Annotated in this window: 14 protein-coding genes; 8 read left to right on the top strand and 6 right to left on the bottom strand. The window is 71.2% G+C overall.

The window, feature by feature from the left end; genetic code table 11:
* Positions 1-35: 35 nt before the first annotated feature.
* The 3 genes from ABEB28_RS17155 to gadC all read right to left on the bottom strand — a co-directional run bounded on the left by ABEB28_RS17155 (position 36) and on the right by gadC (position 3177).
* A complete protein-coding gene (locus ABEB28_RS17155) occupies positions 36-1112 on the bottom strand; it encodes a M24 family metallopeptidase (RefSeq protein WP_345729465.1) in 1077 nt (358 codons plus the stop codon).
* Positions 1113-1223: 111 nt separating this feature from the next.
* Complete coding sequence (locus ABEB28_RS17150) at positions 1224-1658, bottom strand: hypothetical protein (protein ID WP_345729114.1); 435 nt, start codon at positions 1656-1658, stop codon at positions 1224-1226.
* Positions 1659-1668: 10 nt separating this feature from the next.
* Positions 1669-3177, bottom strand: coding sequence for a glutamate/gamma-aminobutyrate antiporter GadC (gene gadC, locus ABEB28_RS17145; protein WP_486323380.1), 1509 nt, complete (start codon positions 3175-3177; stop codon positions 1669-1671).
* Positions 3178-3474: 297 nt separating this feature from the next.
* On the opposite strand from gadC, the gene ABEB28_RS17140 reads away from it, so the two are divergent.
* Positions 3475-3969, top strand: coding sequence for a DUF6069 family protein (locus tag ABEB28_RS17140; RefSeq protein ID WP_345729112.1), 495 nt, complete (start codon positions 3475-3477; stop codon positions 3967-3969).
* On the opposite strand, the gene ABEB28_RS17135 is transcribed toward ABEB28_RS17140, so the two are convergent.
* The gene (locus ABEB28_RS17135; RefSeq protein ID WP_345729111.1) at positions 3960-4745 is read right to left on the bottom strand and encodes a trimeric intracellular cation channel family protein; all 786 of its coding nucleotides are present in this window, start codon (positions 4743-4745) and stop codon (positions 3960-3962) included. The genes ABEB28_RS17140 and ABEB28_RS17135 overlap by 10 nt on opposite strands.
* 6 nt (positions 4746-4751) lie before the next feature.
* Complete coding sequence (locus ABEB28_RS17130; protein ID WP_345729110.1) at positions 4752-6122, bottom strand: dipeptidase; 1371 nt, start codon at positions 6120-6122, stop codon at positions 4752-4754.
* Between the two features lie 263 nt (positions 6123-6385).
* Between ABEB28_RS17130 and ABEB28_RS17125 the strand changes: the two genes are divergently transcribed.
* From ABEB28_RS17125 to ABEB28_RS17105, 5 genes are all read left to right on the top strand, one after another.
* A complete protein-coding gene (locus ABEB28_RS17125) occupies positions 6386-6886 on the top strand; it encodes a DUF7144 family membrane protein (RefSeq protein WP_345729109.1) in 501 nt (166 codons plus the stop codon).
* Positions 6887-6927: 41 nt separating this feature from the next.
* Positions 6928-8466 (top strand): hypothetical protein, encoded by a 1539-nt coding sequence (locus tag ABEB28_RS17120; RefSeq protein ID WP_345729108.1) that lies wholly within the window; start codon positions 6928-6930, stop codon positions 8464-8466.
* 45 nt (positions 8467-8511) lie between these two features.
* Complete coding sequence (locus ABEB28_RS17115) at positions 8512-9771, top strand: cation:proton antiporter domain-containing protein (RefSeq protein ID WP_345729107.1); 1260 nt, start codon at positions 8512-8514, stop codon at positions 9769-9771.
* A 159-nt stretch (positions 9772-9930) separates the two neighbouring features.
* Positions 9931-10215, top strand: a complete 285-nt coding sequence (locus tag ABEB28_RS17110) for a hypothetical protein (protein ID WP_345729106.1) — start codon at positions 9931-9933, stop codon at positions 10213-10215.
* A gap of 166 nt (positions 10216-10381) precedes the next feature.
* Complete coding sequence (locus tag ABEB28_RS17105; protein ID WP_345729105.1) at positions 10382-11335, top strand: CinY protein; 954 nt, start codon at positions 10382-10384, stop codon at positions 11333-11335.
* Positions 11336-11397: 62 nt separating this feature from the next.
* On the opposite strand, the gene ABEB28_RS17100 is transcribed toward ABEB28_RS17105, so the two are convergent.
* Positions 11398-11838 (bottom strand): DUF7144 family membrane protein, encoded by a 441-nt coding sequence (locus tag ABEB28_RS17100; protein ID WP_345729104.1) that lies wholly within the window; start codon positions 11836-11838, stop codon positions 11398-11400.
* Positions 11839-12062: 224 nt separating this feature from the next.
* On the opposite strand from ABEB28_RS17100, the gene ABEB28_RS17095 reads away from it, so the two are divergent.
* Together ABEB28_RS17095 and ABEB28_RS17090 are read left to right on the top strand one after the other, a co-directional pair.
* The gene (locus ABEB28_RS17095) at positions 12063-14051 is read left to right on the top strand and encodes a phage holin family protein (protein ID WP_345729103.1); all 1989 of its coding nucleotides are present in this window, start codon (positions 12063-12065) and stop codon (positions 14049-14051) included.
* Between the two features lie 9 nt (positions 14052-14060).
* Entirely contained in the window at positions 14061-14843 is a 783-nt protein-coding gene (locus tag ABEB28_RS17090; protein ID WP_345729102.1) for a metallophosphoesterase family protein, read from the top strand.
* Positions 14844-14861: the final 18 nt, after the last annotated feature.

Genomic DNA, 14861 nt, shown 5'->3' with positions numbered 1-14861 from the left:
GGTGGGCACCGGCCGGTCGCCACGTGCGCAGGGGTTCAGTCCACGACGGCCAACGCGTGGCTGGTCTCGTTCAGGCGTTGGCCGCCGTCACGGGTGACCGTGACGATGTCCTCGATCCGGACACCGAAGTGTCCCGGTAGGTAGACGCCCGGCTCGATCGAGAAACACATCCCCGGCTCCAGCGGCTGCTTCTCACCCTCGACGATGTACGGCGGCTCGTGAGTGGTGAGGCCGATCCCGTGGCCGGTGCGGTGCACGAAGTGCGGGCCGTACCCGGCCTCGGTGATGACTTGCCGCGCGACCCGGTCGATGGCCTCGCAGGTCACCCCCGGGTATACCGCGACGAAGGCAGCCTCCTGTGCCTGACGGACCACCTCGTGGACGTGCCGTACTTCGGCGGACGGTTCCCCGATGCTCACCGTCCTGGTGGTGTCCGAGCCGTAGCCGGCCTTGAGGCCGCCGAAGTCCAACACCACGGTGTCGCCCACCCGCATGACCCGGTCACCGGCCTCGTGATGCGGGTTCGCGCCGTTGGGGCCGGAGCCGACGACCGTGAAATCGACCTGCGAGTGGCCGTGCTTCGTCAGCAGGTCGGCGAGGTCGCGGGCAACCTCGTTCTCCCGGCGACCGGCGAAGCGGACACTCAGAATCTCACCGTACGTCAGGTCGGCGGCGGTCGCGGCAGCCGCCAACCGCTGCAGCTCGTCGGCGTCCTTGACCGCCCGGAGCATCGGCAGCGCGGTGGTCAGCGGAGCGAAACCGGTGCCGGGCAGCTGGGCCTGCAATCCGAGCAACTGCAGAGCCCACGCCGAGTCGGAGATCGCGTACCGACCGCCGGCGTCGAGCACGCCGGCAGCCAGGCGGTACGGATCACTGCCGTCTCCCCAGTCCCGCACGATGAGCCGCTCGGCGGCCGGCGCCGCCTCGGCGTCCGGGCGTTCGAGCGTCGGCACGATCAACGTCGGGTCACCGTCCGCCGGGACGATCAGCAGCGTGAGCCGCTCGGTGACCGCCACCGGGGCGTAGCCGGTGAGGTAGAGCAGATCGGGTCCCGGCGTGGCCAGGATCCCGCGGAAGCCGGCCTCGCCGGCGGCGCGGGCGGCCCTGGCCATCCGGGCAGTGAAATCGTCCGGGGTGAACGGGGCGGGTTCGCCGGTGGCGCGGTGGCTGTTGCCACGCAGGGATCGTCGCTGATCGGCTTGGGTCACGATCGCTCCTCGGGTCTACGAGTACCGGAGACTGTCGCGATAGCGCTCGAACGTCGCCAGCTGGTCCGGGCAGTAGACGCCGAGGACGATGGCTTCGGCGCGCACCAGGTTGCGGGTAACCAGCACCGGCCGTACGCCGACGTGGGCGGCCCCGTTGGTCAGCTGCAGGTTCCAGACCGCCTTCTCGAAGGCGCCGCCCGGGTCGCGGCACGGGAAGCCGCCGTCGGTGCCGAGCGTGCGAACCAGGAAGTCCCGGGACGGCGTCGGCAATCCGGCCTCTTCCATCGCGTCGATCGTCCGATCGGCCTTCTGCCTGGCCTCAGCGTTCTCGGTGACGCCCGGGTAGGCGATCAGCCCCCAGATCGCCAGGATGACGAAGACAGCGGCGATGATCGAGTAGAGGAGCAGGTGGCTCCGGTCGCGCCTCGGCGCGTCGGTCTCGACGGACATCAGATACTCCTCACACCTTGGCTGCGTCGGCGTCGACCGGGGCGTCGGGCTCGTCCGGGGTAGCCGTCTTCCAGCTCGGCTTCCGGAACCGGTAGAGCAGGAACGGGATCAGCAGGCCGATGAGGACGGTTCCGCTTCCCACGATCGCGATGTAGCTGGCCGGGTTGCCGCCGCCGAACTGCGACGGGGGTACGAAGCCGATGAAGAGCGCGGCCAGCGAGGCGGCGAACCCGACCCCGCAGAGCAGGACGAGCCCAGGCGCGCGGTAGCCGCGCGGGTGGTCCGGCTCCTTCCGACGCAGTCGCACCGCGGCGACGAACATCAGCAGGTACATGATCAGGTACACCTGGGTGGTCATCACCGAGAAGATCCAGTAGACGCTGGACACGTCCGGGATCAGCCCGTAGGCCAGGGCGATCACCGTGGTGAGGACGCCCTGGGTGACCAGGATGTTCTGCTGGACACCGTTCTTGTTCATCTTCTGCAGGAACGGCGGTAGGTAGCCCTCGCGCCGACTGATCAGCAGGAGGCCTTTGGAGGGTCCGGCCAGCCAGGTGAGCATGCCGCCGAGCGAGGCGCAGACGATCATCAGCGCGAGGATCGGCGTCAGGAACTCGATCCCGAACTCGGCGAAGAAGCCTTGGAACGCCTGCATGAGGCCGGCGGTCAGGCTGAGGTCCTCGGCCGGGATGACGAAGCTGATCGCGAGCGCCGGCAGCACGAAGATCGCCAGGACCAGGCCCATGGCGAGGAACATCGCGCGCGGGAACTCCTTGGCGGGGCGGCGGAGGGAGGAGACGTGTACGGCGTTCATCTCCATGCCGGAGTAGCTCAAGAAGTTGTTGACGATGAGCACGAGGCTGGCCAGCCCGGCCCACTCGGGCAGCAGGTGCCCGGCGTCCATCGGTGCCGCGGACTCGTTGCCCTGGAGCAGATAGACGATGCCGAGCACGACCAGGGCGACGCCGGGGATCAGCGTTCCGATGATCAGGCCGCTACTGGCGAGCCCGGCCAGTGCCTTGGTGCCGCGGGACGAGACGTACACGCCCAGCCAGTAGACGATGATGATCACGGCGGCGACGTACACGCCGTTGCTGGCGAGGTCGGGAGCGAAGACATAGGCCAGCGTGCTCGCGACGAACGAGAGCAAGCTCGGGTAGTAGAAGATCGTCATCGCGAACTGGCACCAGACGGCGAGGAAGCCGGCGGGCGACGAGATGCCTCGGCTGACCCAGTTGTAGACGCCGCCCGACCACCCGGACGCCAGCTCCGCCGAGACCAGCGAGGTCGGCAGGAGGAAGACGACGGCCGGAACCAGATAGAGGAAGACGCAGGCCAGTCCGTAGACGGCCATCGTGGGGGAGGGCCGGAGACTCGCCACCGAGGACGTGGTCATGAACGCCAACGCGGTCCAGGCGAGGAACTGCGGGCTGGTGGCGACGGTCCGGACCCGGCTCACCCCCGAGTCCGAACCGCCTGACCCTGGAGCGCGGGGCTTGGCAGAGTCCGCGCCACTCAACGCATCCGTACTCATGCGTCCTCCGTAAGCCTCGTCGTTCCTGCCACGTCGCGGCCGACTGTGGGCAGTGGACGGTGGTCGGCCGTGTGGGCAAGTTAGCCATCGCGACACGCCCACGCCTCACCCGCGAGGAGTGACTGCTACCGAGCGCGTCGCGGGCGCTGCCAGGGCCGATACGACGGCGGGGCCGTTCACCCCAGCGGGACGAAGCCAGGTCGAGCCGGGATGACGAGGGTCATCGGCAGAGGCGACATGCGCTTCCTCTCTCGAGGGAGCCGGCACACCCGAGGAGGCGGTATGACCCGCAGGTATCCCAGCGAAGGAACGGCCGGAGGGCCACCGGGGCTGGCGGTGGACGCCGGACGTCTCTGGGCGGGCGGATTCGCCACGGCCCTGGTCGCCGCGCTGATCGTCGTCACCGGCATCCTCATCGCCCGCGGCGTGTTCGACATCGCGATCATGGCGCCGAAGGGCCAAGGGGTCTGGGGCGATGCGACCACTGTCGGGTATGCGCTCGGTGCCGGCCTGCTGAGCCTGGCCGCGACCGGCCTGATGCACGTCCTGATCCTCTCGACGCCGCGCCCGATGCGGTTCTTCAGCTGGATCGTCGGGCTGGCGACGGTCGTCGGCGTGGTCGCCCCGTTCGCCGGCGAGGCGCCCCTGTCGGCGAAGTTCACCACGGCGGTCCTCAACCTCGTGCTGGGCGCCGCGATCGGCGCGTTGGTCGCCGGCACGGCGCGGAGCGCGGTCCGCACCGTTCCGCCGGGCGGTGTGCGGGACCGCTACCGCTGATCCGGACCCCGGCGGGTGCCTCGACCGGGCCTCGGCGGCTCGTCGTGTGCCGGGCCGCCGGGCGTCGCCGGCTTCGAGCGGCGGACGAGCCGCGCCGGCCACGAGGTAACCGTCGCCATCCGGGCATCGACCGCGGCCGGGCCAGGCGTGTTCCAGCCGAACCGCAGGGAGCCGAGCCGCATCAGGACGGTGAGGGCCAGCGCGGGCACGAACCAGACTGCGGTGCTGCCGCCGAGCGCCAGGGCGACGGTGAACAGCGTGGTGCCGCCGGCCGCGGCCGATGCGTACACCGCGCCGGGGAGCAGCAGCATCGGCCGATCGCCGACCAGGATGTCCCGGAGCAAGCCTCCGCCCACGCCGGTGACCACGCCCAGCAGCACGCACGAGAGCAACGGGAGGTCCGCACGGAACGCCTTCTCGGTGCCCACGATCGAGTAGATGCCCAGGAAGAGGGCGTCGAGGAGCGTCAGCAGCAGGGTGAGGCGGACGACCGGACGCGCGAACAACAAACCCACCAGCGCGGCGCCGAGCGCCGTCGGGACCAGCCACGGATTCGTCAGCGCGGCGGGGGTGCCTCGCTGGAGCAGCGTGTCGCGGATCAGCCCGCCGCCGATCCCGGTCGCGACCGCGATGAAGAGCGCGCCCATCACGTCGAGGTCGGCCCGCCGGGCGGTGAGCGCGCCGAACACGCCGCCGACGGCGGCTGACATCGCGTCCAGCCAGACCGGCGTCGCCAGCTCCGCCGGAGGCAGGACATCCGACGAAGCCAGCAGCACGAGGCTCTACCCCGCGCTCGTCGACGCGTAGTGGCGGAGGAACAGTGCCTCGGCGAGAGCGATGTGGGCTATCTCGTCGGGATCGACGCTCTCGTTCGGCGCGTGGATGAGGCAGCGCGGCTCCTCGACGCCCAGGATCATGATCTCGGCGTCGGGGTAGGTCTCCCGCAGCACGTTGCAGAGCGGGATCGAGCCACCCTGTCCCTGCGTCGTCAGCGCGGTGCCGTACGAGTCCTCCAGCGCGGTGCGGAGCGCGGTGTACCCGGGGCCGTCGGTGGTGCCGGCGAACGGCTGACCGAAGGACTCCCGCTCGATCTCGAGCTGGACGTGCCAGGGTGCCACGGCCTCCAGATGCGCGATCAGTGCGTCCTGGGCCTCCCGGGCGTCGGTGCCGGGTGGGACCCGCAGGCTGAGCCGGGCCCTGGCTTCCGGTTGCACGGCCGCCGACGATCCGACCACCGGCGGGCAGTCGATGCCGAGCACGGTGAGGGCCGGACGCGCCCAGAGCAGGTCGGCAGGGTCGCCGCTGCCGATCAGATCGACGCCCTCGCGGACGTTCGCGTCCACCCGGAACTGGTCGGGCGAGTAGGCGACGCCCGGCCACTTCTGCGTCGAGTCCAGGCCGCGTACGGTCGTGTTGCCCTCGGCGTCGTGCAGCGTCGCGAGCATCTGCACCAGCGCCAACAACGCGTCCGGTGCCACGCCGCCGAACTGCCCGGAGTGCATCGCGCTGGTCAACGTTCGCACGGTGACCACGACGTTCGCCAGTCCGCGCAGCGTGGTGGTGAGCGTCGGGACGCCGGCCGCGAAGTTGCCGGCGTCGCACACCAGGACGGTGTCGGCGCGGAGCAACTCGGCGTGCTCGGGGACGAACGCCTCCAGGCCGCCGGTGCCCTGTTCCTCGGAGCCCTCAGCGATCAGCTTGACCGTCACTGGGAATTCGCCGTCCAACGTCCGCAACGCGGCCAGGTGTGCGGCGATGTTGCCCTTGCAGTCGGCCGTGCCGCGCCCGTACCAGCGTCCGTCCTTCTCGGTGAGCTCGAACACCGGTGTCAACCAGGCCGCTTCGTCCAGCGGCGGCTGCACGTCGTAGTGGCAGTAGAGGAGCACCGTGGGCGCTCCTGGTGGCCCTGGCGCCCAGCCGTAGACGGCCTGGCTGCCGTCCGGCGTCTCGTAGGCACGCAGGTCCGTCAGCCCGACCCCGCGGAAAGCTTCGATCAGGTAGTCGGCAGTGCGGGTGCACTCCTCCGGCGGGTACTGCTTGGGGTCCGCCACCGACCGGAACGACACCATCCGTGCAAGGTCCTCCTTGACCTGCGGCATCAGGGCGCTGATCCGCGCACGGACCTCTTCGGTCTCGATCTGCCCGATCGTCATCCGAGCCTCCGCCGGTCGACATTCATGCGGGTGCGCGGTCCGGGCGGAGCGCGCTGGGGTCAGCATCGGTGGCCGGGCGCGCCGATTCCTCACCCGCGCCGGGTGAGCGCCGGACGCCGTCGACCCCGCACCGTCGAGCCGGAGGGCTCGAGCACCGCCCGGCGGCAAAGATCAACCCGCCAGGGTGAGCCCCGAGCCGAGGCCGCCCGCCAGGGTCTGACGTGCGCCCGGATCGTCCCGGCGCCACCACCAGATCGTCGATCGTGGGCACCGAGAGGCTGATCACCGTGACGACGCACCCGAACACCGATCCGACCGAGACCGCCCCCAGCGACGCGGCATCTCCCGCCCGAGCGGCGCAGGCCCCGCCCGAGATGACCAAATGGGTGGGCTGGGTTCTGTTCGGCGGGCTCCTCCTGTCCCTGTCGGGCATGGTCAACGTCATCGAAGGCCTCGTCGCGGTCTTCAACGAGTCGTACTACCTGGTCACCCCGTCGGGACTCGCGCTCGAGGTCGACTACGCGGTCTGGGGCTGGATCCTGATCCTGTTCGGACTCGTCCTGACCGTCACCGGATGGGGTGTGATGGCGGGCCGGACCTGGGCGCTCGTCGTCGGCGTCGCCGCGGCGGGACTCAACGCCGTGGTCAACCTGGCGTTCCTCGCTGCGTACCCGGTGTGGACGACGCTTCTGGTCGCCCTGGACGTCATCGTGATCTATGCGCTCGTCGTCCACGGACGCGAAGCGCGGGCGTTCCGCTCCTGAGCGTTCGGCCCGCGCCGCCTTTCCGGAGACTGGAGCAGAGGATGACATCTCGAACGCCGCCACCGGACGTACCCGACGCCGGTGCAACGTCGGCGACCACCGTCGAGGGGCGTGACACCCCGACCCCGGAACCCGCCCTGACCACCGACCGCCCCCAAGCGGAGGAGACTGCTCCGGCAGCCGCTGCGCCGACGGCGGCGTCGGCCGCTGCGCCGGCGGAGGCGTCGGCCGCTGCGTCGGCGGAGGCGTCGGCCGCTCCGGACGCCGAGGTGGCGAGGCTGCGCGAGGAACTCGCCGCACTGCGCGGGCGGCTCGACACCCGACGGCGGCGCGGCGAGACCGTGTTGGCGCTGCGCCGGATCGCTGCGGCGGTCTTCGTCATGCTGGCCGCGTTCGCCCTCACCGCCAGCGTCGTCGGGGTCTGGGCGGCACGCACCGCGCTCGACACCGACCGATGGGTGACGGCCGTCGCCCCACTGCCGCGTGATCCGCAGGTCTCGGCGGCGGTCGCCCAGTACGCGACCACCCAGTTGTCCGAGGTCCTGCAGATCGAGCAGCGGCTCCGGGACGTGCTTCCACCGCGAGCCGGGTTCGTCGTCGGACCGCTGGCGGGACAGGTCCGCACTGCCGTGCAGCGAACCGTCACCAACGTGATCCGCAGTGACCGATTCCAGCCGATCTGGGTCGAGGCGAACCGGCGGGCACACCAGCGTGCGCTCGCCATCATCGAGGGCCGCAGCACGATCGTCACCGCCCGCGGCGATCGGGTGGAGATCGACCTGCTTCCCTTGATCAACCAGGCGTTGCGGCAGTTGAGCGCCCAGCTCCCGACGTTGTTCGGCAAGCAGATCAGCCTGCCGGACCTCGGGAGCGGCGCGATACCGGAGAACCTTCGGCAACGGATCGAGCAGGCCCTCGGGGTCTCGTTACCGGCGAACTTCGCCCAGTTCACGGTCTACGACGCCGGGCGGCTGCGCGCCGTGCAGGAAACCGTGGTGGCCGTGAAGCGGGATCTGGCGTTGCTGGTCGGCGCCGGGATCGTGCTGCTCATCGCAGCGTTCGCAGTGTCACCGCGGCGTCGACGCACGCTGCTGCAGTTCGGCGTCTGGTTGGTGCTCGCCGCGGTGACCGTGACGGTCTCGCTCCGCGCCGGCCGCACGCAGCTCCTGCGACAGGTGCCCGAAGGCACGTACCGCGACGGCGTCGCCGCCACGATCGTCACGGTCACCCGGTCGCTGCACGACCGCGGTGTGCAACTGGTGGTCCTCGGCGTCGTGATCGCGGTGCTGGCGTACCTGATCGGACCCGGCAGGCTGCCGGCCTCGCTGCGGCGGAACGCCGTTCGAGGCGGACGGGCGGGTGGCCGGTGGACGGTGGCGCGGGGACGCGACGTCCGCACCCACGGGCGCGGATGGACCGCGCAGCACCTCGATCCACTGCGGATCGCCGGCGTCGTGGCCGCCGTCCTGCTGGCCCTGGTGCTGTCGTCGTGGGCCGCGCTGGTCGTCATCGTCGTTCTCCTCGCGGTGTTCGAGATCGTCGTGACGCTGCTCGGCCGACCACAGCGTGCGCCCGTGTAGTCCGTGCTTTCCAGCTCTGCGTGGCGACGGCGAGAGGGGGCGGACATGGAGGCCACCGCATTCGCCGTCGTGGCGGCGGTGGTCTTCCTCTGGGGCGCGGTGTCGGCCCGGATGGAGCGGGCCGACCTGACGGCGCCCATCGTCTTCACGGCAGTGGGCGTCGTCGTGGCCGGCGTCGGTCTGATGCCGGGAACGGTGGCCCCCGAGACGCTGAAACCCTTGCTGGACGTCACGCTGGTCTGGGTGCTCTTCGCCGATGCCGCCCGGGTGCGAGTGCACGACCTGCGCGGGGACCTCGGCATGGTGGTGCGGCTGCTCGCCGTCGGTCTGCCGCTCACGCTCCTGGCAGGCTGGGGGCTCGCGGCCTGGCTGCTGCCGGGGCTCGGCGTGTGGCTGGCCCTGCTGGTCGGTGCCGCGCTCGCTCCCACCGACGCGGCACTGGGCGTGCCGGTCGTCACCAACCCGGTGGTGCCCTCCCGGGTGCGCCGTCTGATCACCGTCGAGAGCGGTCTCAACGACGGGATCGCCACCCCGGTCGTGCTGGTCGCCGTGGCGGGGGCGGCGTCCATGGCAGAGGTCGACGAGTGGGGTGCCGGCAGCGCGCTGGTGGAATTGGCGATCGGCGCGGCGATCGGGGGAGCCGTCGGTTACGCCGGTGGCTGGCTCCTGCGCTGGGCGCGGGAACGAGGATGGGCCGCCGAGGACTTCGTCGGTGTCGCGGTGCTGGCGCTGGCGCTGCTGTCCTACCTGGTGGCGCTGTCCGTGCACGGCAACGGGTTCGTCGCCGCCTTCTGCGGAGGGATCGCCTTCGGTGCCGCGGCCGGTCGGCGTGGCCCGGCCGAGCTGGTCTTCCTGGAACAAACCAGTGGCGCGGTCTCCTTGCTCGTCTGGCTGGCATTCGGTGCGATCGCTGTCCCGATCATGCTCGACCGCTTGGACTGGGCCCGGCTGTTGTACGCCGTGCTGAGCCTCACGGTGATCCGGATGGTTCCGGTCGCCCTCGCGTTGATCGGCGCCGGGCTCGACCGTAAAACCGTTCTGTTCGTCGGCTGGTTCGGTCCGCGTGGGCTGGCGTCACTCGTTTTCGCGCTGCTGGCTCTCGAACAACTCGGAGCCGACGCAGACGGCGCGGTGGCGGTGATCGCGGCGACGGTGCTCTTGAGCGTCGTCGCGCACGGCATCAGCGCGAGTCCGCTGGCGGCGCGATACGGCAGGTCGGTCGCTGCTGGAGCCGGTGAAGAGGAGCCCGGCGATCCGATCCCCGATGTTCCGGTCCGCGGATTGCCGCGTCCACGGGCTCGCTGAGCCGCCAACGGTGAGTGTCGATCATCCCTACCGGATGAGGACTCCGGCCGACGCGGGCGGAAGGGTGATCGGTGTCCCGCGGTACCGCTGCCGCGGACGCGTCCGAGCCCGCGCACCGATCGTGCGGACCCGACCGTGACCCCGACCCGGGAGGCAGAGATGGCCGCTGACAGCAGAATTGGTGACCGGAGCTACGTGGACCGGCGGATGGTCGTCGGCAGCGTGGTGCTCCTGACCGGCGGTCTGCTGGTCTGTCTGGCCGGCGCGACGCTGGGCACGGTCGCAGCGGTGAAAGGATGCCGTCGGTATGTCGCCGATCTGAAGGAACCGCCGACGGTCACCGCGCGCCGTCGCTTGGGCCAGGCCCGCACCGCGACGATGGCGGGGGTCGGCGCGTGGCGGGACTACGACGGGCAGATCCGGGCCGACGCCCTACGGTCCTAAGCCGCGCGCAGCCGAACACTGGGGGAGAGGGGCGCTCGTCGCGCTGATCGTGGCGGGCTCCCTCGCGGCTGCCCCGAGCTCCGCGGTGGCGTTCGGGACAGTTGACGGCGGCTCGCAGAACCGGGAGCACGAGCGCATCACGCGAGCCGCGGTCGCGTGTTCGGCGATGCCGCGCCCGGCCGGCGGCTGCTTCGAACCGGTGTCGATGGACCAGCTCGCCGGCCGTGGGAGTGGTTTCGGAGCGGTCGGATCCCCGGATTCGACCGAGGTGTCCGACCCGGCGGCGCACTGCGACGACGCGGACCACCTCGTCGGCGGGTATCCGCGGACGCTCGGCGAGGCGACGACCAGCCTCCGCGACTGCGTCACCCACCTCCGTCGGCGCTTCGCCGAAGCGGTCGACGGTGCCGCCGACCTGCTCGACGACGAGGGGCGGGTCGTCGGCGCGGAGGTCGATCTGGACGCCGACTGCGAGCTGGGCCCGACCGAGATGCGGGCCAAGTGCACGGCTCTGGAGGCCTTCGGTCGAGCCTTGCACGGCGTGCAGGACTTCTACTCGCACAGCAATTGGACCGACGTGGCGGACCCGACCCGTCCGATCGGCGCGGAAAATCCCCCCGGCTTGTCTCGCCCGGCGCCGAGCTCGCTGCTCGACCTGCGCGGCAGCGGCATCCCGACGGTCCCTCGCGGCTTGACGACCGGGTGCTTCGTGCTTCCCGATCGTGTCACCGGCGTCCGCGTGTGCGAACGGAGAGTCACCCACGCCGCCCTCAACAAGGACACGGGGACGATCGATCAGCGCACCGGGAGGGCTGCGGACCCGACGACGCCGCGAGGCGAGGTGGGCGACAACTTCGCGAGAGCGGTCGCGGGCGCGGTGATCGAGACCCGCCATCAGTGGCAGGAACTGCGGACCGCGCTGCGGAGCGCCTACGGTGCGGAGCGCGCGTCGCTCCTGGCATGTGCGCTCACCCACGACGATCCGGTGAGCGAGTGCGCGCAGCGGAACCAGGCCACGAGTTCTGGGCGGGTCCCGGCTGTCGCCGTGGTGCTCGTTCTCCTCGGAGCTCTGGCAGCGAGCGCCCTGTTGCTGCGACTCCGCCGTCGTGGTGCGGCGTAGGCACCGGCCACGGATCCGCGGTTACGGACGGGCCGGTGGCCCCGCGCCACCGGCCCCGCCGCTCAGTACTTGACCTCCCGGCCGTGGACCGTGAGCGCGTAGATGATCAGGACGTCCACGGTGACGATGATGATCGACCAGATCGGATAGGCCGCTCCGAAGAGCAGGTGGGACAGGGCGCTGATCACCGCGAAGACGATTCCGAGAACCCGCGCCCACATCTGGCCGTAGAGCATCCCGAAGCCGGCCGCGAACGCGATCACGCCGACGAGCAGGTGGATCCAGGCCCAGGCGGTGAGGTCGATCGGCAGCATCAGGCCGCTCGAGCCGACCAGGTAGAACTCGTCGCGGAAGAGGGCGACGATTCCCTCGAAAATCTGGAAACTGCCGACCATCAGCAGCAGCATCCCCGCGAAGGCCACGAGACCGACCCACCCGGTCTGCCTGCGCTGCTCGGTGGGGGCCGACGACAGCCGGTCGGAACCGGCTCGGGCGTCCGTCATGGTTTTCTCCTCGGCTTGGTCAGCGAAGTGGGCTGAGCCTTCTCGTGATCGCGCCGATCGTGCGCCGGTGGGAACGTGTGCGCGCCACCCGCGGCGGACGAGATCGCCGTTCGACTCGGACCGTCCGGCCGTCCGCCGAACCGAGCCGGACCCGCCACCGCAGCACACCGGGGTCATCCCGCCAGGATGGCGCCCATACCGCGGTGCGCCGGAACACTGCTGGCATGTCCGCCCTCCTCACGATCGGTCTCGGCGCGCTGGTGCTCGGCATCACCATCGCCGTGCTCCCGGGCGTCACCGCCGACAGCGGGTGGGCCGTGCTACTGGGAGCGGCCGTCGTCGGACTGGTCGGGACCCTGCTCCGGCCGGCACTGGTCCGCCTGCTGTCCGCCATCGGCTGGGTCGGTGTCGTCGTCGGCTGGTTGGTGGTCCAGGCCGTGCTGGTCTACGCAGCGCTGCTGCTGACGCCGGGAGTCGAGGTAGACGGGTTCTGGGCCGCGTTCTGGGCGGCGTGGCTGAGTGCGGCTCTGATGAGCGTCGGCTGGTGGGCGGTGACCGCCGGGCAGCCGGGCGCGGCGACCCAGCACCTGCTCCGGGCCAACCGGCGGTTCCGGCGGGACGTGCCGCGCAGCGACGCGCCCGGCGTCGTGATGATCCAGATCGACGGGTTGTCGGCACCGCTCGCCCGGTGGGCCGTCGAGGCGGGCAACCTGCCGACGCTCGGCCGTTGGCTCCGCGACGGCAGCCACACGCTGACCGAGTGGTACGCGGAGCTCCCGGCGACGACGCCGGCCAGCCAGGCCGGTCTCCTGCACGGGGCAAGTGACCACATACCGGCGTTCCGCTGGTACGAAAAGGACTCCGGCCGGCTCCTGGTGACGAACCGGCCGCAAGACAGCGCGTTGATCGAGTCCCGGTTTTCGGACGGGCGCGGTCTGCTGGCCGACGGGGGCGTCAGCGTCAGCAACGTCTTCTCCGGCGATGCCGCGACCTCGCTGCTCACGATGAGCACGGTCGCGGAACGGCGGCGGACGAGCGGGCCGGCCCAGTACGTCAGCGCTTACCTGCTCGACCCGTTCGGGCTGACCCGGTCGATCGTGCTGACCGTCGGCGAGATCGCCAAGGAGCTCTATCAGGGCCGACGCCGGCGGCTGCGGCACGTGTGGCCACGCTTGCGACAGACCTGGGACTACGTGCTGCTCCGGGGCGCGACGAACGTTCTGCTCCGGAGCCTGAACCTCGCGGTCGTGGCCGAGCAGATGATGCGCGGCGCGCCGTCGATCTACTGCGACTTCGTCGACTACGACGAGATCGCCCACCACGCCGGTCCGGCCCGGCCGGAGGCCCTGGCGTCGTTGGAAGGACTCGACGGTGTGCTCGCCACCCTTGAGGAGGTGGCCGCCGCCGCGCCGCGCCCGTACCACTTCGTCGTGCTGTCCGACCACGGCCAGAGCCAGGGCGCGACGTTCGTCCAGCGCTACGGCGTCGGGCTGGAGGAGCTGGTGCGGCGGTTGACCGCCGGGGGCACGCTGCTGGTCACCGGCGACGACGAGCGCAAGGGCCGGACCCGGCTGTTGCGGGCGGGACTGCGCCGCTCCCCGGAGAAGACGCCGCCGGACGGCGCGTCCACCACCGTGGTCACCGATCGTCCGGAGGTGGTCGTCGCGGCCTCCGGCAACCTCGCGATGGTTTACCTGGCCCGGCTCCCCGGCCGGGTGTTGCTGGAGGATCTCGAGGTCCGGCATCCCGAACTGCTGCCCGGCCTCACCAGCCATCCGGGCGTCGGCTGGGTGATGGTCCGGTCCCGCCGGTGGGGCGCGGTCGTGCTCGGCCCGGCCGGGCGTCGCCGGCTCGCGGACGACTCCGTGGAGGGCGTCGACCCGCTCGCCGGATTCGGGGACCGCGCCGCGGACGACCTGCGTCGGCACGACGGCCTCGCGAACGTCGGTGACCTGCTCGTCAACAGCAGCTGGGATCCGGTCACGCAGGAAGTCGCGGCGTTCGAGGAGCTGATCGGCTGCCACGGCGGCCTCGGCGGCTGGCAGAACCGGCCGGTGCTGATTCATCCGCAGGCCTGGACGGTGCCGGACGAGCTGGTCGGAGCCGACGCCGTTCACCGGGTGCTCTGCGGGTGGCTCCAGGACGTGGGGTGCCGGACGATCGCCGACCCCTCGGTTGCGGGCGCCGCCGATCGCCCCGCCGCGGACCGATAGGTGGACCGGATGCTGGTCGTCGCACACGTCTCCGACCTGCACCTCGGCGCTCACCTGCCGGGCGCGGTGGATGATCTGGTCGCCGACGTGGTGGCCGCCGCGCCGGCGTTGACCGTCGTGACGGGCGATCACACGATGCGGGCCAGGACCGGCCAGTTCCGCGCGGTGCGGACGCTCCTCGACCGGCTGCCGCACCCGCTGCTCGCGGTCCTCGGCAACCACGACGTGCCGCTCGGACCAGCGCGGGCGTTCACCCCGTACACCCGCTACCGGCGCTGGGTCGAGGCCGATCTGGATCCCGTCGTCCGGATTCCCGGGCTCACCGCCCTCGGGCTGCAATCGATGCCCCGCTGGCGTTGGAAGAACGGCCGCGTGTCACGCCGCCAGGCGTCCCTGCTCGTGGGGACGCTCGGGGCCGCGCCCACCGGCGACGTCCGGCTGCTGGCGCTGCACCATCCACCGTTCGCCCGTGGGACGGCGCAATTGGTGGGGCGTGGTCGGCTCGGGCGGGGGGTCGCCGAGGCAGGCGCCGATCTCGTGCTCGCCGGCCACACCCACGTGCCCGACGTCCGGGAGAAGACGCTGGTAGCACCGGACGGTACGCGACGCCGAGCAGTGGTGGTGATCGCCGGTACCGCCACGAGTCGCAGGCACCGCGGTGTCGGTCTGTCGTGGAGCCGGATCATGGTCGACGACGACGAGATCGTGGTGGACGAGCGCTATTGCGGTGACTCCGGATGGCGCACCGGCAGGACCGTCAGCTGCCGTAGGGCCGACCACACCAGCCGGTGACGACCGCGCCGGCAGATT

This window comes from Cryptosporangium minutisporangium (assembly GCF_039536245.1).
In the GTDB taxonomy this organism is placed as follows: Bacteria; Actinomycetota; Actinomycetes; order Mycobacteriales; family Cryptosporangiaceae; genus Cryptosporangium; species Cryptosporangium minutisporangium.
This window is presented reverse-complemented; position numbering and strand designations above follow the sequence as displayed.

Excerpts from the sequence above, each read along its gene's own strand:
- ABEB28_RS17155 (WP_345729465.1), bottom strand. The coding sequence starts at position 1,112 with ATGGCCAGGGCCGCCCGCGCCGCCGGCGAGGCCGGCTTCCGCGGGATC.
- ABEB28_RS17150 (WP_345729114.1), bottom strand. The coding sequence starts at position 1,658 with ATGTCCGTCGAGACCGACGCGCCGAGGCGCGACCGGAGCCACCTGCTC.
- ABEB28_RS17140 (WP_345729112.1), top strand. The coding sequence starts at position 3,475 with ATGACCCGCAGGTATCCCAGCGAAGGAACGGCCGGAGGGCCACCGGGG.
- ABEB28_RS17130 (WP_345729110.1), bottom strand. The coding sequence starts at position 6,122 with ATGACGATCGGGCAGATCGAGACCGAAGAGGTCCGTGCGCGGATCAGC.
- ABEB28_RS17120 (WP_345729108.1), top strand. The coding sequence starts at position 6,928 with ATGACATCTCGAACGCCGCCACCGGACGTACCCGACGCCGGTGCAACG.
- ABEB28_RS17115 (WP_345729107.1), top strand. The coding sequence starts at position 8,512 with ATGGAGGCCACCGCATTCGCCGTCGTGGCGGCGGTGGTCTTCCTCTGG.
- ABEB28_RS17110 (WP_345729106.1), top strand. The coding sequence starts at position 9,931 with ATGGCCGCTGACAGCAGAATTGGTGACCGGAGCTACGTGGACCGGCGG.
- ABEB28_RS17105 (WP_345729105.1), top strand. The coding sequence starts at position 10,382 with ATGCCGCGCCCGGCCGGCGGCTGCTTCGAACCGGTGTCGATGGACCAG.
- ABEB28_RS17100 (WP_345729104.1), bottom strand. The coding sequence starts at position 11,838 with ATGACGGACGCCCGAGCCGGTTCCGACCGGCTGTCGTCGGCCCCCACC.
- ABEB28_RS17095 (WP_345729103.1), top strand. The coding sequence starts at position 12,063 with ATGTCCGCCCTCCTCACGATCGGTCTCGGCGCGCTGGTGCTCGGCATC.
- ABEB28_RS17090 (WP_345729102.1), top strand. The coding sequence starts at position 14,061 with ATGCTGGTCGTCGCACACGTCTCCGACCTGCACCTCGGCGCTCACCTG.